The organism is Serratia sp. CY27727 (assembly GCF_052169275.1).
In the GTDB taxonomy this organism is placed as follows: Bacteria; Pseudomonadota; Gammaproteobacteria; order Enterobacterales; family Enterobacteriaceae; genus Serratia; species Serratia sarumanii.
Map to the genome: position 1 here is coordinate 385,897 of NZ_JBJNLB010000001.1, position 20,785 is coordinate 406,681.

Annotated in this window: 19 protein-coding genes and 1 tRNA gene; 14 read left to right on the forward strand and 6 right to left on the reverse strand. The window is 61.0% G+C overall.

Going from position 1 to position 20,785, the window contains the following annotated elements:
• Positions 1-144 precede the first annotated feature (144 nt).
• The 4 genes from ACJ8HB_RS02010 to ACJ8HB_RS02025 are packed head-to-tail and all read left to right on the forward strand — an operon-like array spanning position 145 to position 5,379.
• Positions 145-1,065, forward strand: coding sequence for a dihydrodipicolinate synthase family protein (locus tag ACJ8HB_RS02010; protein ID WP_033654192.1), 921 nt, complete (start codon positions 145-147; stop codon positions 1,063-1,065).
• Positions 1,066-1,119: 54 nt separating this feature from the next.
• Complete coding sequence (locus ACJ8HB_RS02015) at positions 1,120-2,736, forward strand: aldehyde dehydrogenase (NADP(+)) (protein ID WP_047568126.1); 1,617 nt, start codon at positions 1,120-1,122, stop codon at positions 2,734-2,736.
• A 44-nt stretch (positions 2,737-2,780) separates the two neighbouring features.
• Positions 2,781-4,346 carry an APC family permease gene (locus tag ACJ8HB_RS02020; protein WP_033646537.1) on the forward strand — a complete coding sequence of 522 codons (1,566 nt, stop codon included), beginning with the start codon at positions 2,781-2,783 and terminating at the stop codon, positions 4,344-4,346.
• Between the two features lie 19 nt (positions 4,347-4,365).
• Positions 4,366-5,379 (forward strand): Ldh family oxidoreductase, encoded by a 1,014-nt coding sequence (locus ACJ8HB_RS02025; protein ID WP_033654194.1) that lies wholly within the window; start codon positions 4,366-4,368, stop codon positions 5,377-5,379.
• Between the two features lie 45 nt (positions 5,380-5,424).
• Here the strand turns inward: ACJ8HB_RS02025 and ACJ8HB_RS02030 are convergent, their stop codons facing one another.
• The 3 genes from ACJ8HB_RS02030 to ACJ8HB_RS02040 form a co-directional block, all read right to left on the reverse strand.
• Positions 5,425-6,105 carry a hypothetical protein gene (locus tag ACJ8HB_RS02030; protein ID WP_047568129.1) on the reverse strand — a complete coding sequence of 227 codons (681 nt, stop codon included), beginning with the start codon at positions 6,103-6,105 and terminating at the stop codon, positions 5,425-5,427.
• 177 nt (positions 6,106-6,282) lie between these two features.
• Entirely contained in the window at positions 6,283-6,711 is a 429-nt protein-coding gene (locus tag ACJ8HB_RS02035) for a universal stress protein (RefSeq protein ID WP_033637941.1), read from the reverse strand.
• A gap of 181 nt (positions 6,712-6,892) precedes the next feature.
• Positions 6,893-7,609, reverse strand: coding sequence for a LuxR family transcriptional regulator (locus tag ACJ8HB_RS02040; protein WP_047568131.1), 717 nt, complete (start codon positions 7,607-7,609; stop codon positions 6,893-6,895).
• A gap of 335 nt (positions 7,610-7,944) precedes the next feature.
• Here ACJ8HB_RS02040 and ACJ8HB_RS02045 point away from each other — a divergent pair, with 335 nt between their 5' ends.
• The 7 genes from ACJ8HB_RS02045 (at position 7,945) to ACJ8HB_RS02075 (ending at position 15,037) form a co-directional block, all read left to right on the forward strand.
• A complete protein-coding gene (locus tag ACJ8HB_RS02045; RefSeq protein ID WP_047568134.1) occupies positions 7,945-9,474 on the forward strand; it encodes a 3-hydroxyacyl-CoA dehydrogenase NAD-binding domain-containing protein in 1,530 nt (509 codons plus the stop codon).
• A gap of 9 nt (positions 9,475-9,483) precedes the next feature.
• The gene (locus ACJ8HB_RS02050; RefSeq protein WP_047568137.1) at positions 9,484-10,695 is read left to right on the forward strand and encodes an acetyl-CoA C-acyltransferase; all 1,212 of its coding nucleotides are present in this window, start codon (positions 9,484-9,486) and stop codon (positions 10,693-10,695) included.
• Positions 10,696-10,710: 15 nt separating this feature from the next.
• Complete coding sequence (gene hemA / locus ACJ8HB_RS02055) at positions 10,711-11,922, forward strand: 5-aminolevulinate synthase (protein WP_047568140.1); 1,212 nt, start codon at positions 10,711-10,713, stop codon at positions 11,920-11,922.
• On the forward strand, positions 11,919-13,091 hold the full coding sequence (locus ACJ8HB_RS02060; protein WP_047568142.1) for an MFS transporter: 1,173 nt from the start codon (positions 11,919-11,921) through the stop codon (positions 13,089-13,091). The genes hemA and ACJ8HB_RS02060 overlap by 4 nt, the downstream gene beginning before the upstream one ends.
• Positions 13,084-13,803: an enoyl-CoA hydratase-related protein gene (locus ACJ8HB_RS02065; protein ID WP_047568144.1), complete on the forward strand. Its 720-nt coding sequence runs from the start codon at positions 13,084-13,086 to the stop codon at positions 13,801-13,803. Before ACJ8HB_RS02060 ends, ACJ8HB_RS02065 begins: the two co-directional genes overlap by 8 nt.
• 123 nt (positions 13,804-13,926) lie before the next feature.
• Positions 13,927-14,493 carry a GNAT family N-acetyltransferase gene (locus ACJ8HB_RS02070; protein WP_047568146.1) on the forward strand — a complete coding sequence of 189 codons (567 nt, stop codon included), beginning with the start codon at positions 13,927-13,929 and terminating at the stop codon, positions 14,491-14,493.
• Complete coding sequence (locus ACJ8HB_RS02075; RefSeq protein ID WP_033654200.1) at positions 14,477-15,037, forward strand: hypothetical protein; 561 nt, start codon at positions 14,477-14,479, stop codon at positions 15,035-15,037. The genes ACJ8HB_RS02070 and ACJ8HB_RS02075 overlap by 17 nt, the downstream gene beginning before the upstream one ends.
• Positions 15,038-15,148: 111 nt before the next feature.
• On the opposite strand, the gene ACJ8HB_RS02080 is transcribed toward ACJ8HB_RS02075, so the two are convergent.
• Positions 15,149-15,451, reverse strand: a complete 303-nt coding sequence (locus tag ACJ8HB_RS02080) for a putative quinol monooxygenase (RefSeq protein WP_033637930.1) — start codon at positions 15,449-15,451, stop codon at positions 15,149-15,151.
• Positions 15,452-15,834: 383 nt separating this feature from the next.
• Between ACJ8HB_RS02080 and ACJ8HB_RS02085 the strand changes: the two genes are divergently transcribed.
• Both ACJ8HB_RS02085 and ACJ8HB_RS02090 read left to right on the forward strand, forming a co-directional pair.
• On the forward strand, positions 15,835-17,148 hold the full coding sequence (locus ACJ8HB_RS02085; RefSeq protein WP_033646546.1) for an MFS transporter: 1,314 nt from the start codon (positions 15,835-15,837) through the stop codon (positions 17,146-17,148).
• A 74-nt stretch (positions 17,149-17,222) separates the two neighbouring features.
• On the forward strand, positions 17,223-17,726 hold the full coding sequence (locus ACJ8HB_RS02090; protein WP_047568148.1) for a DedA family protein: 504 nt from the start codon (positions 17,223-17,225) through the stop codon (positions 17,724-17,726).
• A 220-nt stretch (positions 17,727-17,946) separates the two neighbouring features.
• Here ACJ8HB_RS02090 and ACJ8HB_RS02095 read toward each other — a convergent pair.
• Positions 17,947-18,022 (reverse strand) — tRNA-Lys (locus tag ACJ8HB_RS02095).
• Between the two features lie 349 nt (positions 18,023-18,371).
• On the opposite strand from ACJ8HB_RS02095, the gene cycA reads away from it, so the two are divergent.
• Positions 18,372-19,772, forward strand: a complete 1,401-nt coding sequence (cycA, locus tag ACJ8HB_RS02100; RefSeq protein ID WP_033637927.1) for a D-serine/D-alanine/glycine transporter — start codon at positions 18,372-18,374, stop codon at positions 19,770-19,772.
• 50 nt (positions 19,773-19,822) lie between these two features.
• Here the strand turns inward: cycA and ACJ8HB_RS02105 are convergent, their stop codons facing one another.
• Positions 19,823-20,746 carry a DMT family transporter gene (locus ACJ8HB_RS02105; RefSeq protein WP_094859781.1) on the reverse strand — a complete coding sequence of 308 codons (924 nt, stop codon included), beginning with the start codon at positions 20,744-20,746 and terminating at the stop codon, positions 19,823-19,825.
• Positions 20,747-20,785: the final 39 nt, after the last annotated feature.

Consider the following 20,785-nt stretch of genomic DNA (forward strand, 5'->3'; position numbering starts at 1 on the left):
CGCGTTCCGCCGGCATTGTGCCAATTTCGTCGCGGCAATCGGCGAAAAGCGTCAAGCCTCCCTGCGCAATACCGGTCAATCTGTCGGTGAGCCTTACCAAAGATTCACTTTTCATTAACACTTACGGACGACAGGACAAACACGATGAGCCATAAAGCCATAAGCTGGAGCGGCGTATTCCCGGCGGTGACGACCCAGTTCCGCAACGATTTCTCTCTGGATCTCGACGCCACCCATACGGTGATCAAAAACCTGGTGCGCGACGGCGTCTCCGGCCTGGTGGTGTGCGGCACCGTCGGTGAAAATACCTCAATGACGGTGCAGGAAAAGCTGGCGGTGATCGAAGTGGCGAGAGATGCCGCCGACGGTAAAGTGCCGGTAATCGCCGGCATCGCCGAGTTCACCACCGCCTTCGCGCAGAATATGGCGCGTGAAGCGCAAAAGGCCGGCGTCGACGGGATTATGGTGATGCCGGCGCTGGTCTACTCCGCCAAGCCGCACGAAACCGCCGCGCATTTCCGCAGCGTCGCCGGCGCGACCGATCTGCCGATCATGGTCTACAACAACCCTCCCATTTACAAAAATGACGTCACGCCCGACATCCTGACCTCGCTGGTCGACTGCGAGAACATCGTGTGCTTCAAAGACTCGTCGGGCGACACCCGCCGCTTTATCGATCTGCGCAACGAAGTCGGCGATCGCTTCGTGCTGTTCGCCGGGTTGGACGATGTGGTGCTGGAAAGCATCGCCGTCGGCGCGCAAGGCTGGATCTCCGGCATGTCCAATGCCTTCCCGCGCGAAGGGGAAACCCTGTTCCGGCTGGCGAAGGAAAAACGCTATGAGGAAGCATTGGCGCTGTACCGCTGGTTCATGCCGCTGCTGCACCTCGATGCCCGCCCTGACCTCGTGCAGTGCATCAAGCTTTGCGAGCAGCGAGTCGGCCGCGGCAGCGCCGTCACTCGTCCGCCGCGCCTGGCGCTGCAGGGGGAAACGCTCAGCGAGATCAACGCCATGATCGATAAAGCGCTGGCCACTCGCCCGGCGCTGCCGAACGTCGGCCTGTAACGCCTTCACCGCCCGGCCATGCCGGGCGTCATGCTTTCTCTACCGGGGGAACCGATGCCCAACGCTCGCTATGCCGCCATCAGCGGCCAACAATTTATCGGCGGCCAGCGCCGCGCCGAAGGGGAAGCGGCGCTGCTCAGCCTGCGCGCCGACGACGGTCAGCCGACCGGTTACCGCTTCCACCAGGCCACGGCGGCAGAAACCGCCGCCGCCGCCGAAGCCGCCGCCGCGGCTTTTGCGCCCTATTCGCAGCTCAGCGCGGAACAACGCGCTAACTTTCTCGACGCCATCGCCGAGGAGATAGACGCGTTGGATGATGTTTTCTTCGCCTTCGCCATGCAGGAAACGGCCTTGCCCCTGGCGCGGTTGAGCGGCGAACGCGCCAGAACCAGCGGCCAGATGCGGCTGTTCGCCACGCTGCTGCGGCGCGGCGACGTCGAGGGCGTGCGCATCGACTGCGCGCTGCCGCAGCGTTCCCCCCTGCCGCGCCCCGATCTGCGTCAATACCGCACGGCGCTCGGCCCGGTGGCGGTCTTCGGCGCCAGCAACTTCCCGCTGGCGTTTTCCACCGCGGGCGGCGATACCGCCGCCGCGCTCGCCGCCGGCTGCCCGATCGTGTTCAAGGCGCACAGCGGCCATATGATCACCGCGGAGCTGATCGCTCAGGCGATCGAGCGCGCACGGGAACGCACCGGGATGCCCGCCGGCGTCTTCAACATGATCTTCGGCAACCGCGTGGGGGCCGATTTGGTACAACATCCGGCGATTCAGGCGGTGGGATTCACCGGCTCGCTGCAAGGTGGCCGGGCGCTCTTCGATCTGGCGACGCAACGCCCTCAACCTATCCCGGTCTTCGCCGAAATGTCGAGCATCAACCCGGTAGTGATCCTGCCCAAGGCGCTGGCGCGGCGCGAGCAGCGTATCGCACAGGAATTGGTCTCTTCCTTCACGCTCGGCTGCGGTCAGTTCTGCACCAAGCCCGGCGTGATAGTCGCGCTGCGCGGCGCCGCCTTCGATCGGCTGACCGAAACGATGAGCGCCCTGGTCAACGCCGCCGAGCCGCAGCCGATGCTGAATGCTGGCACGCTGGAGCACTACCGTCACGGGCTGGCGGCCCTCGATGCCCACCCGGGTATGCGGCGTCTGGCAGGCCGCAGCGAAACGCCCGCTCTTCGCGCGGCAGCGCAGCTTTATCAGGCGGAGGGGGAGCTGCTGCTGCAGGCCGACCCGCTGCTGCAACAAGAGGTCTTCGGCCCGGTCAGCATCCTGGTGGCGATGGATGACGAAGCGCAGCTGCATGCGGCGCTGGCGGCATTGCAAGGCCAGTTGACCGCCACGCTGCTGGCGGACGACGACGATCTCGCGATGGCCGCCGGGCTGACGTCCCTGTTGGCGCGCAAAGCCGGTCGGGTGCTGTTCAACGGGTATCCGACCGGGGTGGAGGTGTGCGACGCCATGGTGCACGGCGGCCCTTATCCGGCCACCAGCGACGCGCGCGGCACCTCGGTAGGCACGCTGGCCATCGAGCGTTTCCTGCGGCCGGTCTGTTTGCAAAACACCCCCGCAGCGCTGTTGCCGCCGGCGCTGCAGGACGCCAACCCGCTCAACCTGCTACGGCTGGTGAACGGCGTTTACACCCGAGATCCCCTGGTTTCACCTGCCCAAAATTAGCCCGGCCGCATCTGCCTGCCACTCAATAACAAAAGGGTAATACCATGACAACCCAAGGCAAATTCAAGAAGCAGCTTACGCTCACCGATCTGACGTTCATCGGTCTGGGCGCCATCTTCGGCTCCGGTTGGCTGTTCGCCGCCAGCCATGTCTCCTCCATCGCCGGCCCGGCCGGCATCTATTCCTGGCTGATCGGCGGCCTGGCGGTGCTGCTGCTCGGCATCGTCTACTGCGAGCTGGGCGCCGCCCTGCCGCGCGCCGGCGGCATCATTCGCTATCCGGTATTCTCACACGGCGAACTGATGGGTTATCTGCTGGGATTTATCACGCTGATCGCCTTCTCAAGCCTGATCGCCATCGAAGTCGTCGCCGCCCGGCAGTACGCCGCCGCCTGGTTCCCGTTCCTCAGTCAGCCGGGTTCCGGCGACCCGACCCCGGTCGGCTGGCTGGTGCAGTTGGCGCTGCTGTGCTTTTTCTTCGCGCTCAACTATTACAGCGTCAAAACCTTCGCCAAATCCAATAACCTGATTAGCGTGCTGAAGTTTCTGGTGCCGCTGCTGGTGATAGTGGTGTTGTTCAGCTTTTTCAAACCGGAAAACCTGCACAGCCAGGGCTTTGCCCCCTTCGGTTCCGCCGGCGTTGAGGCCGCCATTTCCGCCGGCGGCATCATCTTTGCCTACCTCGGCCTGACGCCGATCATTTCGGTCGCCAGCGAGGTGCAACGGCCGCAGCGCACCATTCCCATCGCGCTGATCCTGTCGGTGGTGCTGTCCACCATCATCTATGTGCTGCTGCAGATAGCGTTTCTCGGCAGTATCCCCAGCGAGATGCTGAGCGGCGGCTGGGCCGGCATCAGCCAACAGTTCTCCCTGCCGTTCCGCGACATCGCCATCACGCTCGGCATGGGATGGCTGGCGTTTCTGGTGGTCAGCGACGCGATCGTTTCGCCGAGCGGCACCGGCAACATCTATATGAACGCCACGCCTCGCGTGATCTACGGTTGGGCGCGCGCCGGCACCTTCTTCAAACTGTTCACCCGGGTGGATGGCGACTCCGGCATCCCCCGCCCGGCGCTGTGGTTGACCTTCGCTCTCTCGGTATTCTGGACGCTGCCGTTCCCGTCGTGGGAAAAGCTGATCGGCGTGGTGTCCGCCGCCCTGGTGCTGAGCTACGCCATCGCCCCGGTCACCGCCGCCGGGCTGCGGCGCAATGCGCCCGATATGCCGCGTCCGTTCCGGGTGCGCGGTTTCTGCGTGCTCGGCCCGCTGTCGTTTATCATTTCGGCGCTGATCGTCTTCTGGTCCGGCTGGGACACCGTCTCCTGGCTGCTCGGCTTGCAGATCCTGATGTTCTTCATCTACATCCTGTTCAAGAATCAGGTGCCGACCCATGCCGTTAGCCTCCGGCAGCAAATTTGGTCCTCGCTGTGGCTGATCGTCTTCTATGCGCTGGTGATCGGGCTTTCCTATCTCAGCAGCTTCGGCGGCATCGGCGCTATTGCCCACCCGTGGGACACCCTCACCATGGCGGTGATTGCGCTGGCGATTTACTACTGGGGCGCCTATACCTGTTTACCCCAGGCCAATTTTATCGGCGATGAAGAAGAATGAACTCGGGGAGGACATCGAAATGACATCCATGCACGTGCTGTCGCTGGAACAGGCTTATCAACTGGCGTTGCGTACGCTGCGCAGCAACGGTTTCAATCCGGCGCATGCCGAGGCGGTGGCGCAAAATGTCACCCAGGGCGAACGCGACGGCTGCGCTTCTCACGGGCTATACCGGCTGTTGGGCTGCGTGCGATCGCTGCGGGCAGGCAAGGTCTCTGCCGATGCGATGCCCAGGTTGTTCGACCAGGCGCCGGCCATCTTGCGCGCCGACGCCGGCGGCGCGTTTTCCCTGCTGGCCTACCGCACCGCTCTGCCGGTCTTTATCGAGAAGGTGCGCGCCAATGGCATCGCCGCGCTGGCGATCAACCGCTGCGTGCATTTCTCCGCGCTGTGGGCCGACATCGAACCGCTGACCGAACAGGGGTTGGTGGCCTTGGCCTGCACGCCCAGCCACGCGTGGGTGACGCCGGCCGGCGGTTCGCGACCGCTGTTCGGCACCAACCCCATCGCCTTTGGCTGGCCGCGTGCGGATCGGCCGCCGTTTTTGTTCGACATGGCCACCAGCGCGGCGGCGCGCGGCGAAATCGAACTGCATCGCCGCGCCGGCACCCCGCTGCCTGAAGGCTGGGGCATTGATAAGGCGGGCAATCCGTCCACCGATGCCGCCAGCGTGCTGGAGGGGGCAATGCTGACCTTCGGCGGGCATAAGGGCTCGGCGCTGGCAGCGATGGTGGAATTGTTGGCCGGGCCGCTGATCGGCGATATGACCAGCAAGGAATCGCTGGCCTATGACGACGGCACCGGTTCGTCGCCTTACGGCGGTGAGCTGATCATCGCGTTGGATCCCGAGCGTTTTCTCGGTGCGGATAAGGCGAAATATTTCGCCGGAGCAGAGGCGATGTTTGCCGATATGCAGGCGCAAGGCGCACGCATCCCCGGCGAACGCCGTTATCGGCAGCGGCGCCAGAGCGAGCAATACGGCGTGGAAATCCCCAGGACGTTGTACGACGAAATAGTGGCGCTGTGCGATTAGCGCCGGGTTAATGCCCCGCGCCGGCAACCCGGCGCGGGGAAAGGCTTATCCTGCCTGAGCCAGATCGCTGTGCAGGCGCTTGCGCCACACCGGTTTGGTATCCCAGCGGGCAAAGTGTTTCGCCTCTTTACCCGGCTGCACCTGATGCCACATATCTTCTTGCCACCGGATCGGTTCCTTTCCTCGCAACGTTGGGCGGGTCTGCTTAATCGTCCGTTGCAAGACGCCCGCTTCCTCAGCGGTAATGGGCGGCGCCTGTCTGGCGGCATCCAGCGCCCGGCTTCCCAACGGCGCCATCACCTGATACAACACGTTGACCTGCTGCAGCGTCGCTTGCTGATTATTGCTCATTCCCTTACCCGACCAACCGTCGAAGTTTTCGCCGGGATCGTCCCCCTGCGCGCGATATTCGTTACCTGGCCCCTCGACGATATTCCATCCTTGCCAGGTCACCAGAGTGTGTAATCCATCGCGATCCTGCAGATTTTTATTTTTGATCTGTTTGAGCACCTCGGCGCGGTTTGGCACACCGATCAGGTTCATAAACTCGTCCAGCGCGTCCCAATGCTGCCCCGCCACCAGACCATTCCAGACATTACGCAAACAGTTCCAGGGAATGGTGTGATGCCAGGTCAGCGTAATAAGCGGCTTGGTTGACGCATGCTGCCAACGGCTCGGTTCACTGCCCCGATCGCCTCTGATAATCCCATCGACTTCTAATGGCATAGCTGCCCCTCTTCTGGCTGAAATGAAGAATATGCGCAAAGCCGGTGGCCCGGTTGGCATAAAAACGTCAGCTAAAATCGTAGCAGCTCAGGCTGAGATGGCAATAAAGCGCCAGGCACGCTCTGCTGCCGGCCGGCAACCGCAGAACGCGCCCGAAAACGGTGGGCTTAAGACGGATTATCTGACCACCATTACCGAAATATTGGCATGGCGAACGATAGCGGCGGCGTTAGATCCCAGCAGATAGGTTTTCACGCTCGGGCGACGCGAACCGATGATGATCAGATCGGCGTCGATCTCTTCCGCCAGTTCCAACACCTGATCGCGTGCAGAGCCGAAGCTGACGGTGTAATTGAGGCGATCCAACGGCAGATCGATTTCCGACATGATTTTCTTCAGTTTATCCACCGCCTTCACTTCCGCCTGATTCTCAAACTCCTTGAGACCGAACGAATAGGCAGTAACAAAAGCCGAGGCATCCGGTAGCGCATGGAAGAAATGCACTTTAGCGCCGGACAGCTTCGCCAAATATTCCACATGCTTCAGCGCATGCTCAGTCAACAGATCCTCTTCAATATCGATCGGCACTAAAATAGTCTTGTACATATCACGTCCTTTCTATGTAAACCGGGTGCTTACAGAATACTGCCGCGCACGGCCGCGGTGAATCGCTTTATCACGCTTTTGTGATCGGGGGGTAAATACTGAATAAGGACAGTTCTTAATTTAACAAAATATAAACATCACGCCGATAACGGATAGGGACTTAATTATTTATTACTCAAGATTAAATCAGCTGCAAATAAACCGCTTTGGCGGTGGCGGCGGTCTTATTAGCGACAGAAAGTTTTTTAATCGAGTTGCCGATATGGAAATTGATCGTGCGCTCGCTCACCCCCATCAACAGCGCGATCTCTTCCGCCGTTTTCCCTTCGCTGCACCAGCGTAGGATGTCTTTTTCGCGCAGCGTCAGCACATCTTTTATCGCGTCGTCGTTCACCGAGATCAAGGCTTCACGCAGCGTTTTATGGGCGGTTTGCGCCAGCCAAAGGAAGAAGGTTTCATTTGCCGCCCGCGCTTGCGGCGTTTGCTCGGGTAGCGCTTTGCCGGCAAACGTCAGGATCCCCAGCCGGCCATAGCAATCCTTGACCGACTGCGACCAACCGGCGCACAGGCCGAACTGCGCCATATGCCGCCAAAGCAGCGGCCGCTCGTGATAAAAGCTTTCGTCCCACTGAAACTGCAGCGTGGAATGGTGAGCGCGCTCAATAACCGGATCCTGCAAATACACCCGCTGCCGCCGATAATCTTCGAGATAGTTCGCTGAAAAATTCCCTTCGATCAGCATTTTGGGGCGGCTGGCCGGATAACAGGAAAACACGATGTAAGAGAAATAATCAAACCCCAACGCCTCAGCGCAGGGCCCCAGCTGCGTCAGAAAACGTTCGCGATCGGCCAGGCTGCCAATCACCTCCGCCATGAGCCGTTGAATGCGGGTATCCATAACGCAGGTTCTCCAGATAGCGATGCCGATTTATCGATAGGTCAGACTCACTATAGAATATCGCCGTCCGGCGTCAGTAGCCGTTTCATATAATAAAAAATACCAACGCTATAACGAAAACAGCTATTCCCCTTAAAATAAGCCTTTTTATTGCGCCGCACAGGAAAACTACGCGAATAGCATAATATCCTCGGCGCGTAAACCTGTCATTTCTACCGTTAGACAGCCAAGGCACCGCCAATTACTTTCCAGACAGGCACCCGGTGCCGCCGTAAATCCAAAGAGATAATAAGCATTTGCGAATTTCGCATGGCATACAGTGACGGGGATTTTCTATGGCAGAAAGTAATGCGGAAATTCAATCGGCTGCGATTATCGGCGCGGGAACGATGGGCAGAGGCATCGCTTATCTTTTCGCGCAAAAAGGCATTCGCACGGTGCTTTATAATCGCAACGGCAATACCCTCAATCAGGCTCGCGAATATATCGTGCAAGACCTGAACAAGAAAGTCGAACAGGGCAAGATCGCGCTGCAGGATAAAGGCGCAGTGCTGGCCAATCTGGTGTTCACCTCGGTGTTTGAGACTATCGCCGACAGCGAGCTGGTGATAGAAACCATCGCCGAGCAAGAGCAAACCAAACTTGAGGTGCTGGCGGCCATCGCCGCGGCGGTCAAGCCCGACACGCTGATCGCCACCAATACCTCCTCACTGTCGCTTAACAAGCTGGCAACCGCGGTGACGCACAGCGAGCGGTTTATCGGTTTGCACTTTTTCAATCCCGCGCCGCTGATGAAACTGATTGAAATCATCCCGGCCTACTTTACCGCACGCGCCACCACCGAACGTTGCCGTCAGCTGGTAGCCGCGTTGGGGAAACGCGATGTCGTCTGCCAGGCCACGCCGGGGTTTATCGTCAACCGCATGGCCCGCCCCTACTACCTGGAAGGGTTCCGCCTGTTGGAAGAACACGTGGCGCGCGCGCCGCAGATCGACCGCGCCCTCAAGGCCGGCGGGCACTTTCGCATGGGGCCGCTCGAGCTGACCGATTTTATCGGCCAGGACATCAACTATCAGGTCAGCCGGCAAATCTGGCAGGACATGCAATACGATCCGCGCTATACCCCCGGCCATCTGCAGCGTTCGCTGGTCGATGCCGGTCTGTTGGGGAAAAAGAACGGCCGCTCCTATTTTGCCGCCGAAGAAAACGCCTTACCGGTAACGGCCGCCACCGATGCAGACGTCGAGACGCTGCGCATTTACGGCGAACACCCTTTTTTTACCCTGTTGCAACAGCGGGCCGCGCTTCAGTGGCCACGGCTGCGCGTGGAGCAACGGCCGGCCTTACCGGGCCTGGGGCCGGCCGTCCAGATCAATGAGGCTTTCACCGTCAGCGTCACCGATGGCCGCACGGCGAGCCAGTTGGCGGAGCTGACGGCGGCGGATGCCTTTGTGGTCGATGTCGCCCTGAACTACGCCGACACGGCGTATCTGGTGGCAGCGCACAACCGCCACGCCTCTGCGGCCAATAAGGCGCTGTTTTTACGCCTGCTGCACACGGCAATCCCGCAGGTTGAATTTATCAAGGACTCCCCGGCGCTGATCGTCGCCCGCGTCCTCAGCAGCCTGATCAACGAGTCGGTGATCATGGTGGAAAGCGGCGTCTGCAGCCGGGAAGACATCGATGTCGCCGCCGTCGCCGGCGTTAACTACGCCGACGGCATTTTCGGCTGGCTCGATAACCTGGGGGAGAAAAACGTCAGGACGACGCTGAGCAACCTGGCGCAGCTGCTGCACGCGGCACGCTATGCGCCGCATTACACCCTTCTACACGCCGCGCAACCGGCGCTGACGACCACGCCTTAAGGATCCATGATGAGCATTAACGATGACGGCGTTTATCTGATCGACGGCACGCGCACGGCGATTGGCGCCTATGGCGGCAGCCTGGCGCATACCCGCCCCGACGACATGGCGGCAACGATCATTCGCAGTCTGCTGCAGCGCCATCCGGCGGCGGAAGCGAAGCTGGACGAAGTGGTGCTGGGCTGCGCCAACCAGGCCGGCGAGGACAACCGCAACGTCGCCCGCATGGCGGCGCTGCTTTCCGGGCTGGATCCGTCGGTGCCGGCCATCACCCTCAACCGCCTTTGCGCCTCTGGGTTGGATGCGGTGATCTACGCCGCGGCGAAAATCCGCAGCGGCCTTAGCGAACTGATTCTGGCCGGCGGCGTGGAAAGCATGAGCCGCGCGCCCTATGTGCTGAGCAAGGGCGACACGCCGTTCGACAAGGGGGTGAAGCTGTATGACACCACGCTGGGATGGCGCTTTGTTAACCCGCGGCTGGCGGAGCGCTACGGCAGCGATCCGCTCGGCATCACGGCGGAAAACGTGGCTCAACGGCAGCACATCTCGCGCGAGGAGCAGGATCTGTTCGCGCTGGCCTCGCAGCAAAAGGCCCGCCGGGCGATCGACAGCGGCCGGCTGGCGCGGGAAATCACGCCCGTGGACGTGCCGGCGGATCGCAAGACCACGCGTACATTCGCGCAGGATGAGTTCCCGCGCCTCAGCACGCTGCAGCAGCTGCAGGCGCTGAAACCGGCGTTCTCCGCCGGTGGTTCGGTCACGGCGGGCAACGCTTCCGGCATCAACGACGGCGCCGCCGCGCTGCTGCTGGCTTCCGGGCGCTACGTGAAACGCCAAGGGTGGCAACCGCTGGCGGAGATCGGCGACAGCGCGGCCGCCGGCGTTGAACCGGCGCTGATGGGGCTGGGGCCGATCGCCTCCACCGAGCGCTTGCTGCAGCGCGGCGGGTTCACCTTGAACGACTTCGACATCATCGAGATTAACGAAGCCTTCGCCTCACAGGTTCTGGCGGCGCTGAAACACTGGCGCATCGACGCCCACGACGCGCGGGTCAACCCGAACGGCGGTGCCATCGCGCTCGGTCACCCGCTGGGGATGTCCGGCGCGCGCCTGGTGCTGTCGGCGGCGCTGGAACTACGCGATCGGCAGGCCGGCAACGCATTGGTGACGATGTGCGTCGGCGTCGGTCAGGGTCTGTCATTAAACCTTAAAGCCGTTTAACACAAGGAACATACGATGAGCGTACTGAACATTCTTGAAGAAAAGCTGGCGGAAACCAAAAAACAGGGGCGTTTTCGCGAGTTCCTCAACCTTGAACGCGGCGTGCAGGACAAACCCTGGGCCACCAGCCACGGGCACCACGGTGAGCGCCGCCTCAACGTCTGGTGCTCGAACGACTATCTGGCGATGAGCCACCACCCCAAAGTGCTGCTAGCCACCACCGAAGCGGTTAACCGGGTCGGGCTGGGCACCTGCGGCGCCCGCAGCATTTCCGGCACCTCGGTCTACCACAGTGAGCTGGAAACGCTGTTGGCCAGCGCCTACGGCAAAGAGTCGGCGCTGCTGTTCACCACCGGTTTCGGCGCCAACGACGCCACCTTGTCCACCCTGTGCGACGCCATTCCCGATCTGATCGTGTTCTCCGACGAGCTGAATCACGCCTCGATGATTTACGGTATCCGCTACAGCAAAGCGGAGAAAAAGATCTTCCGCCACAACGACGTGGCACACCTTGCCGAACTGCTGCAGGCCGCCGATCCGGCGCGGCCAAAGCTGATCGCCTTCGAGTCGCTGTATTCCATGGACGGTGACTTCGCTCCCCTGGCACAGATCGTGGCGCTGGCGGAGCAGTATCAGGCGCTGACCTATCTCGACGAGATCCACTCCGCCGGCGTCTATGGCGAACGGGGGCTGGGCTACGCCGAACAGCTGGGCCTACTGGATAAAATCACCATTATTCAGGGCGGGTTCGGCAAATCTTACGGTGCGGCGGGCGGTTATATCGCCGCGCCCCGCTCGGTGGTGGAGGCGGTGCGCAGTTGGGCTCCGGCATTCGTCTTCAGCACCTCGTCACCGGCGCCGGTGGTGGCCGCCGCGCTGGCCAGTTTTAAATACAACCTCGAGCATGACACCCAGCGCAAGCATCTGCTGGCGATCGTCGATCACCTGAAAACTGGCCTGCGCGCCGCCGGCATCCCGCTGGTGTCGGCCGACAGCCATATCCTGCCGCTGCGGGTCGGCGATCCCCATCGCAACAAACACATCAGCCAGGTGCTGCTCGATGAGCATGATATCTACGTACAGCCGGTCAATGCGCCGACGGTGCCCGCAGGCAGCGAGCGGCTGCGGGTGACGCCGACCTCGGCGCACTCCCATGCCGACGTGGAGACGTTCCTGGCCGCGCTGGGGCGGGTCTGGGCGGCGAACGATCTGCGGAGGGCGGGATGACGTTAGCGGATTATAACGGCCATCTGGTCACGCTCTGTCTGATGGCGACCGGCACGTTCGCCATCGGCACCGACGCCTTTATCGTCGCCGGCGTGCTCAGCGACATTTCCGATACCTTTGCCGTCAGCCCTGCGCAAGCGGGGCAGTTGATATCGGTATTCGCACTGGCTTATATGCTGTTCGCGCCGCTGACCGCCTGGCTGCTGGGCAACGTCAACCGCAAGCATATCCTGCAGCTGGCGCTGGTGCTGTTCATCGCCGGCAACCTGGCCTGCGCCTGGGCCACCAGCTACCTGCAGATCTCGCTCGGCAGAGTGCTGGCCGCATTGGGAGCAGCCTGTTACACGCCGCAGGCCGCCGCCGCCGCGGTGGGGCTGGTGGCGGAAAAACGCCGCGGCCTGGCCATTTCCATCGTCTATGGCGGCATGACGTTGGCTATTGCGCTCGGCATTCCGTTCGGTACCTTTCTCGCCAAACTGATCGGCTGGCGTGAAATCTTCCTGTTCATCGCCCTGCTGGGGGCGATTGCGCTGCTGGGCCTGTCGTTGGCGCTGCGCGCCATCGCGCCGCCGGGCAAGCATTCGCTGAAAGAGCGGCTCGCCCCGCTGCGGCAAAAGGCGGTGCTGACCACGCTGCTGATCACCTTTTTCGCCGTTTGCTCGGAACACATCGTCTATAGCTACGTCAGCGTATTGCTGAAAAACACCCAGTTCGGCCCGCAGGCGATCCTGCCCCTCGCGCTGCTGGTGTTCGGCATTGGCGCGGTGATCGGCAACTTTGCCTCCGGCGCGTTAACCGATGCCCTCGGCAGCAAGTTCGTGCTGCTGTTTTCCGTGGCGATCCAGACGCTGTCCCTGTTCCTGCTGGCCTTTTATGTCACTTCCCCCTGGTGGGTGCTGGCCATCTTTCTGGTCTGGGGCATCACCGGCTGGATGTACCTGGTGCCGATCCAGCATCACCTGTTGTCGCTGTCGAAACGCTTTGGCGCGCTGACCGTGTCGCTCAACAGCTCGGTGCTGTACGCCGGCATCGCGGCGGGCGGCATGCTGGGCGGCCTGACGCTCTACGCGCTGCCGGCCCATTACCTGCCGCTGTTTTCACTGCCGCTCGGCGCCATCGCCCTGCTGCTGACACTGCTGTTTTTCCGGGGAGAGACCGGCAATGAGTAAAGCCCTTCCGGTGCTTTATGAGCGCCATGGCGAGCAGGTTGCGGTCATCACCCTCAATCGGCCGGAAAAAAAGAACGCCATCAACCTGCAGATGGCCGAGCTGATCCGCACTTACCTGCGGCAGGCGGATAACGATGACTCGGTGCGCGCGATCGTTCTGGCCGGTCAACCGGCGGTATTTTCCGCCGGCATGGATGTCGACGCCTTCCGTCAGGGCGAACTGCCCATCGTCACGCCGGAGGGGTTTGGCGGGCTGATCCATGCGCAGATCGCCAAGGTGATCATCGCCGCCGTTGACGGCATCGCGTACGGAGGCGGCTTTGAGCTGGCGCTGGCGTGCGATCTGATCGTCGCCGGCCAGAACGCGCGCTTCAGTTTCCCCGAAACCGGGCTCGGGTTAGTCGCCGCACAAGGCGGATGCGCGCGCTTGCCGGCGCGCATTTCCCCCTATGTCGCACTCGACTGGCTGCTGACCGGCAGAACCGTCGGCGCACGGGAGGCGCTGTCACACGGCGCCATTTCCCGTATCAGCGAGGGGGCGGCCCGGGAAGAGGCGCTGCGCATCGCCGAACAGATCGCCGCAAAAGATCTTGCCGCCAGCCAAACGGTGAAGGCCATCGTGCGCCAGGGGCTGGCACGGCAAGAAGCCCCCTCATTCGCTTTTCAACAAGGCCCGGTCGAGCGCCTGCGCCAGGCTGCCGCTCGCCGATAATTCTCCCGCCGGTTCGCCTGAACCGGCATTTCCCGCTTTTCCGCCACCGCTCATTTTACGCAGCCCGCCTCTTGGCGCTGGGCTACACTGCCGTTAGCCCTAATGCGCTGATAAGGAAAAACAATGCGCCATTTGCCTCTGCTGACCCCCAGACTTCGCCTGCGCCCGTTCACCGCCGACGATCTGCCCCACTTTACCGCCTACCGCAGCCACCCGGACGTGGCGCGCTACCAAAGCTGGAGCGACTACAGCGCCGCCGATGCGCAGGCCTTTTTCGCACAGCAACGGCGGCTCGAATTCAACCGTGACGACAGCTGGTTTCAACTGGCGGTCGAGCGCCGCGAGGACGGCGCGTTGCTCGGCGATATCGCGGTGCATTTCTTCGATGAGGGGCGCCAGGCTGAACTGGGCGTGACCTTCGCGCCCAGCCACCAGCGTCAAGGGCTGGCGCGCGAGGCGCTGAACGCCGTCATCGCCCTGCTGTTCGGGCCGCTGGCGAAGCACCGTATTACTGCGGTGGTGGACGCGCGTAATCTAGCCGCCGCCACGCTGTTCGGCAAACTGGGTTTTCGGCGCGAGGCCCATTGGCGGCAAAACGTGTTTTTCAAAGGCGCGTGGGGCGACGAATTCGGTTTCGCTCTGCTGCAAAGCGAATGGCGGGAGAATGCAAAGCATGACGCTGCTGAATAAATACCTTGGGCAATACCAGTTCTCGGAGCGGCATGCGATCGCCATCGCCGCGCCACAGGCACGGATCCTGGCGGCCGTGGCCGCTTACGATCCCAAGCACGACCGTTTTTTCCGCAGCATGATAGCGCTGCGCGAATTGCCCGCGCGGCTGATGCCACGCAATAAACCCAGCCCGCCGCCGTTTGGCCTGCATAACTTTTGCCTGCTTGAGCAAGATGACAGCGCGTTGGTCTATGGCCTGATCGGCCGCTTTTGGCAGGCTGAATACGGTCTGGAGCAGGTCGCTGACGGGGCGGGCTTTCTGGCCTTCGTTAAGCCCGGCGTCGCCAAACTGGCGCTGGGTTATGTCGTGAGCCCTCTGCCGGACGGCCGCTGCCGCCTAGTGACGGAAACGCGCATCTTCTGCCCCGACGACGCCAGCCGGCGGCGGTTTACCCCCTATTGGTATGCGATTCGCCTGGTCAGCGGGCTGATACGCCGCCGTATGTTGCGCGCCATTAAAACAGTCAGCGAAAAGCCGGCGGTGAATCATTCACCAGGCTGATTTATTTAAGAGCATTCTTAGAGAATGAAAATCATTATCAGCCTATTTTTTAATCACAACAAGATAGTAGTGAGAAGCCATTGACCCCGCCCCCTGCGGGGATTTTTTCGCCTATTTATCACCTGTTTCAGGAAATACCTGCATAAACAGGAAGGTGCAAGGCTTGCGCTGATGCTGGTTGATCTGCGGCACCAGCCGGGTGAAATGCTCGGTCTGGCAATGCGCATCCAGGGCGGCGCGATCCGGCCAGCTTTCGATAAAAATAAAATGCCCGGGATCCTGCTGGTCGATACACAGCTCATAACTGATGCACAAAGGTTCCTGCCGGGTTTTCTCCACCAGCTCGCGATACCATGGCATAACGGTTGCAATGTGTTCCGGGTGGATAAAATCTTCAGCGATGACCTTCAGCATGTAGCGCTCCTGTATTTTGTTTTGCCGCGTTTCACCTTATATCCCCCCCTCACGAGATGAAAGCGCCTTTCTCCGGGTCTACCACCGGGTTGCCAATTCGGTGATAGCGCACACAGATCGCGATCAAAGCGCTTGAACGCACCATAGCCCTGTGTGAACTTTTAATTAACAAGAAAGCAACACACCATTCACCATGGTGATGTCTGCACCAACCTGCCGACTCGATACGCGGCGTTTTTTTTCGCCCTTAAAGGCCTGACCATTAGTCCTTTAGACCTTTAAGGCTCACGAAAAAATCCGTGGTTACCGCCGTGTTGCGGGCAACGGCATCAGGACGGTCCTGTGACCGACGTTTGTCATTCTCAGAAGAGAGGTTATCGCCAGTGAATCACGCCACCTATGCCGCTCCAGCGCTCAACGCCGCCATCCGCAAAACCTGGCGCAGACTGGTGCCCTTGATGTTCGCCATGTACTTCATCGCCTTTATCGACAGGGTTAACGTCGGCTTTGCCAAGGACGCGATGGCCATCGATATCGCGCTGTCGCAATCCGCCTTTGCCCTGGGCGCCGGGATATTTTTTGCCGCCTATGCGCTGTTCGGCATCCCGGCCAACCTGCTGATGAACCGCTGGGGCGCCAAACGCTGGCTCAGCGCCACCACCGCGCTGTGGGGGGCGCTGTCGGCCTGTACCGGGCTGGTGACCAACGAACAGCAGTTTATCGTCTTGCGCTTTCTGCTGGGGATCGCCGAAGCCGGCTTTTACCCCGGCATCCTGCTGCTCGCGTCGATCTATTTTCCCAATAAGGTGCGCGCCTCGGTGATCGGCATTTTCGTGCTCGGCGTGCCGGCGGCCCTGACGCTCGGCTCGCCGCTGTCGGGAGCCTTGCTGGAGATGCACGGCGTGCTGGGCAAACCCGGCTGGTTCTGGATGTTCGTGCTGGAGGGGCTGCCGGCCGTCGCCCTCGGCGTCTTCGCCTTTTTCTATCTCGACGATAGCCCGCAGCAGGCCCGCTTTCTGACCGAGGAAGAGCGTGCGGCACTGGTGGCACAGTTGGCCGCCGAACAGCAGCAGACCGAAACCAGCAGCGTCAAAGCGGCGATGAGAAGCGGCAAAGTTTGGCATCTGGCGTTGATCTACGGCACCCTGCAAATCGGCGTGTACGGCCTGATGTTTTTCCTGCCGTCGCAGGTCGCCTCGCTGATGGGCACCCATCTCGGCTTCAAAGCCTCGCTGGTGGCCGCCATTCCCTGGGCGTTCTCCGCGCTGGGCGTCTATTTCCTGCCGCGCTTTGCCGACAGAAACACCGCCAGAAGATTACCGATCGCCGTCGGCTGCATGATCGCGGCGGCGCTGGGATTGGTGGTCTCTTCCTATGCCGGCCCTTTGCTCGCTATCGTCGCCCTGAGCTGTTGCGCAGTCAGTTTCCTGGCGGTACAGCCGATTTTCTGGACGTTTCCCGCTCAGGTGCTCACCGGCCCGGCGCTGGCGGCCGGCATCGGCTTTTGCACTACGCTCGGCGCCGCGTTCAGCTTTTTAGCCCCGCTGATCCGCACCGAGGCGGAACAGCGTTTTCACAGCCCGCATGCCGGGCCGCTGGTGCTGGCCGCTTTCTCGCTGCTGTGCGCCGCGCTGTTGTGGGCGCTCAGAAACCGGCGCGCCGAGGTGAGCAAGCAAGACGCAGAGATTGCCGGATAGCGGCGCGTTATTTAACCCTTATTGAACCTGCGGATGGGACACTGGCACTCAGTCCCCTCGCCCGCAGGTGTTAAATGGATGAATTGACGCACATTATCGCCAAATACAGTCCGGAGCCGGAGATGTTGCTGCTGCTGATTTTCCTGTTTGCGCTGGGTAAATCCGTGATCTTCGTTTCCTCCATCCTGCCGCCCGCTTCGGTCACGCTGCTGATGGGCATTGTTGCGGGCAAGCACGCGCTGCCCCTCGGCGCCGTTTGGGCGGCCATCGCCCTCGGCGCCGCGCTGGGATCGATCTTGTCGTTCCACTGCGGCGCGCTGCTATGCCGCCGCGATCTACGCCGCCGGCTGCCGGCACGCTTTCACACGCCGCTGCGCAAAGCCCAGCGCGCCTTGCAAAAGAGAGGGCTGCCGCTGCTGTTCGCCTCGCGTTTTCTGGCGGTGATGCGCTATACCGTACCGCTGATGGCCGGCATGCTGAAACTGCCGCTGGGGCGCGTCTATGCCACCGCCGCGCTCTCGGCTGCCGCCTGGGCGCTGATCTTGATGTCGGCTACGCATATATTCCCCGTACCTTGACCTGAAAGATTCTTGGGCAAATGTTCGGCCCATGCGCCGACGTTGCGCCAGCGCACAGCCTCTCTTACCGTATAAACTGCGGTGCAACATCGCAGTTTGCGCCAGATCACCTTTCTGAACATCAGTCGAAAAATGCGATTTTTTTTGCAGAATGCGCGCTTAAAACGGCGCAATGAGGAAACAAACAGAGAAAAGTCCGAGCGTAACACGCTGATTTGGTTGGCGGGTCGTACAGAGTTCGAACCTGTGACCCATTGATTAAAAGTCAACGGCTCTAGCGACTGATCGAACAACTCAACGCGCTAAACTGTCTTACTCGCCGGCGCCGCTGTCGAACGCTTACACCCATTACTTTTTCTCATGCGAATTTTACAACCCTTTGTTTAATCAACGAGATAAGCCGCATAAGGTCTGTTAATCCCACGTTTTGAAGAGTAATCTTCCGCTCCCTGAACGTCCGATTTGCCTCCTCCGTGTAAAGATTGATCGACTTTTATCTCGCGTATAAATGTTGTAAACATGTTGCACAAAGGTGGCGTTATTGCACTACCTTACTAAAGCCGGACCAACCGGATAAATGTATAAAAAAGAGCCACTTCAGAGCTCGCGACTTCACTAATGACAGGTAAAACAGGACATCATCAGATGGTAGATCACTCTAAAATAGCGACTGACGCGACGCCCGCTTCAGAAGATCATCTACGGCGAAACCTCACTAACCGACATATTCAACTGATCGCCATCGGCGGCGCCATCGGCACCGGTCTGTTTATGGGCTCCGGTAAAACCATCAGTCTGGCCGGCCCTTCGATCATCTTCGTGTACATGATCATCGGCTTTATGCTGTTCTTCGTGATGCGCGCCATGGGCGAGCTGCTGCTGTCCAACCTGGAATACAAATCGTTCAGCGATTTCGCCGCGGACCTGCTCGGCCCGTGGGCCGGTTTCTTCACCGGCTGGACCTACTGGTTCTGCTGGGTGGTCACCGGCATCGCCGACGTCGTGGCGATCACCGCCTACGCCCAGTTCTGGTTCCCCGAGCTGTCGCAGTGGATCGCTTCGCTGCTGTGCGTGCTGTTGCTGCTCGGCCTTAACCTGGCGACGGTGAAAATGTTCGGTGAAATGGAGTTCTGGTTTGCGATGATCAAAATCGTCGCCATCGTCGGGCTGATCGTCGCCGGGCTGGTGATGATCGCCATGCAGTTCCAATCGCCGACCGGCACCGTGGCCTCATTCACCCATTTGTGGAATGACGGCGGCATGTTCCCGAAAGGCATCAGCGGCTTCTTCGCCGGCTTCCAGATTGCGGTATTCGCCTTCGTCGGCATTGAGCTGGTGGGCACCACCGCTGCGGAAACCAAGGATCCGGAAAAATCGCTGCCGCGCGCCATCAACTCGATTCCGATCCGCATCATCATGTTCTACGTGTTCGCCCTGATCGTCATCATGTCGGTGACGCCGTGGAGCTCCGTGGTGCCGGACAAGAGCCCGTTCGTTGAGCTGTTCGTGCTGATCGGCCTGCCGGCCGCGGCCAGCGTGATCAACTTTGTGGTGCTGACCTCAGCCGCCTCTTCCGCCAACAGCGGCGTATTCTCCACCAGCCGCATGCTGTTCGGGCTGGCGCAGGAAGGCGACGCGCCGAAATCGTTCGCCAACCTGTCCAAGCGCGCGGTGCCGGCCAACGGCCTTACCTTCTCCTGCATCTGCCTGCTGGGCGGCGTGGTGCTGATTTACCTGATCCCGAACGTGATGACGGTCTTCACCCTGGTGACCACCGTATCGGCGATTCTGTTCATGTTCGTCTGGACCATCATCCTGTGCTCGTACCTGGTCTACCGTAAACAACGCCCGGCGCTGCACCAGAAATCGATCTACAAGATGCCGGCCGGCAAACTGATGTGCTGGGTGTGCATGGCGTTCTTCGTGTTCGTGCTGGTGCTGCTGTCGCTGCGCGAAGACACCCGCCAGGCGCTGATCGTCACCCCGCTGTGGTTCATCGTGCTCGGCCTGTCTTACGTGTTCCTGCGCAAGAAGAAAACCGCGTGATGCAAAAGGGGCGGATATCTCCGCCCCTTCCTGCTTTCTATGTCTCTGCGCTAATCCGCTTCCGTCGCCACCGCCGCTTTATCCCTGCGCCGCACGCGCAGCTCGCTGACCACCACCCCGATTACAATTAACGCGCCCCCCAATAACGCCACGCCCGGTAAACGCTCGCCGGCCAACCGCCCGACGATGCCCGCCCAGACCGGTTCGCCGGCGTAAATCACCGTGGCGCGCGACGGCGAAACGCTGCGCTGCGCCCAGTTCATAGTCAGCTGAATCAAGGCGCTGGCCAGCCCCAGCCCAATGGCGCTGTACAGCAGGTAATCCGAATACGGCGGCGGCGACTCGCCGGTCGGCGCCATCATCAAAAAGGAGGCCAGCGAGGCGGTCGCCAGCTGCACAATGGTCACTCGGCGGATATTGACCTTGCCGGCGAAGGCGCCGATCAGAATGATCTCTGCCGCCATGCCCAGGGTGCCGGCCAGCGTCAGAATTTCACCGAGGCTCAGCGTCATGTCGGTGCTGCTCGGCGCCGCCAGCAGCATCAGGCCGGTGAAGGCCAGCAGAATGCCGATCCACGACATGATGCCGGGGAAGCGCCCCAGCACCAGCCATTGCAACAGAGGCACGATCGGCACGTACATGGCGGTGATAAACGCCGATTGGCTGCTGGTGATGGTCTGCAGGCCGACGGTTTGCATGCTGTAACCGAACATGATCGCCAGCCCGATCAGCACGCCCGCCTTCAGTTCATACCGGGTCAGGCCGCGCAGCACGCGCAGAGAAAAAAGCGTCAGCGCCAGCGTGGCGGTGGCGAAACGCAGGCCGACGAAAAAGAACGGCCCGCTGACCTGCATCGCGTGATGCACCGCCAAAAAGGTGCCGCCCCAGATCATGGTGATGAAAATCAACACCGCTTCCGGCAACCTGATTTGCGGAACCACGGCGGAAATAAAGGATTTTTTTGCTGCTGACACCGGCTTGCCCTTCCTGCTGAGTGCAATATAATGCACAGA

Excerpts from the sequence above, each read along its gene's own strand:
- ACJ8HB_RS02010 (WP_033654192.1), top strand. The coding sequence starts at position 145 with ATGAGCCATAAAGCCATAAGCTGGAGCGGCGTATTCCCGGCGGTGACG.
- ACJ8HB_RS02015 (WP_047568126.1), top strand. The coding sequence starts at position 1,120 with ATGCCCAACGCTCGCTATGCCGCCATCAGCGGCCAACAATTTATCGGC.
- ACJ8HB_RS02020 (WP_033646537.1), top strand. The coding sequence starts at position 2,781 with ATGACAACCCAAGGCAAATTCAAGAAGCAGCTTACGCTCACCGATCTG.
- ACJ8HB_RS02025 (WP_033654194.1), top strand. The coding sequence starts at position 4,366 with ATGACATCCATGCACGTGCTGTCGCTGGAACAGGCTTATCAACTGGCG.
- ACJ8HB_RS02030 (WP_047568129.1), bottom strand. The coding sequence starts at position 6,105 with ATGCCATTAGAAGTCGATGGGATTATCAGAGGCGATCGGGGCAGTGAA.
- ACJ8HB_RS02035 (WP_033637941.1), bottom strand. The coding sequence starts at position 6,711 with ATGTACAAGACTATTTTAGTGCCGATCGATATTGAAGAGGATCTGTTG.
- ACJ8HB_RS02040 (WP_047568131.1), bottom strand. The coding sequence starts at position 7,609 with ATGGATACCCGCATTCAACGGCTCATGGCGGAGGTGATTGGCAGCCTG.
- ACJ8HB_RS02045 (WP_047568134.1), top strand. The coding sequence starts at position 7,945 with ATGGCAGAAAGTAATGCGGAAATTCAATCGGCTGCGATTATCGGCGCG.
- ACJ8HB_RS02050 (WP_047568137.1), top strand. The coding sequence starts at position 9,484 with ATGAGCATTAACGATGACGGCGTTTATCTGATCGACGGCACGCGCACG.
- hemA (WP_047568140.1), top strand. The coding sequence starts at position 10,711 with ATGAGCGTACTGAACATTCTTGAAGAAAAGCTGGCGGAAACCAAAAAA.
- ACJ8HB_RS02060 (WP_047568142.1), top strand. The coding sequence starts at position 11,919 with ATGACGTTAGCGGATTATAACGGCCATCTGGTCACGCTCTGTCTGATG.
- ACJ8HB_RS02065 (WP_047568144.1), top strand. The coding sequence starts at position 13,084 with ATGAGTAAAGCCCTTCCGGTGCTTTATGAGCGCCATGGCGAGCAGGTT.
- ACJ8HB_RS02070 (WP_047568146.1), top strand. The coding sequence starts at position 13,927 with ATGCGCCATTTGCCTCTGCTGACCCCCAGACTTCGCCTGCGCCCGTTC.
- ACJ8HB_RS02075 (WP_033654200.1), top strand. The coding sequence starts at position 14,477 with ATGACGCTGCTGAATAAATACCTTGGGCAATACCAGTTCTCGGAGCGG.
- ACJ8HB_RS02080 (WP_033637930.1), bottom strand. The coding sequence starts at position 15,451 with ATGCTGAAGGTCATCGCTGAAGATTTTATCCACCCGGAACACATTGCA.
- ACJ8HB_RS02090 (WP_047568148.1), top strand. The coding sequence starts at position 17,223 with ATGGATGAATTGACGCACATTATCGCCAAATACAGTCCGGAGCCGGAG.
- cycA (WP_033637927.1), top strand. The coding sequence starts at position 18,372 with ATGGTAGATCACTCTAAAATAGCGACTGACGCGACGCCCGCTTCAGAA.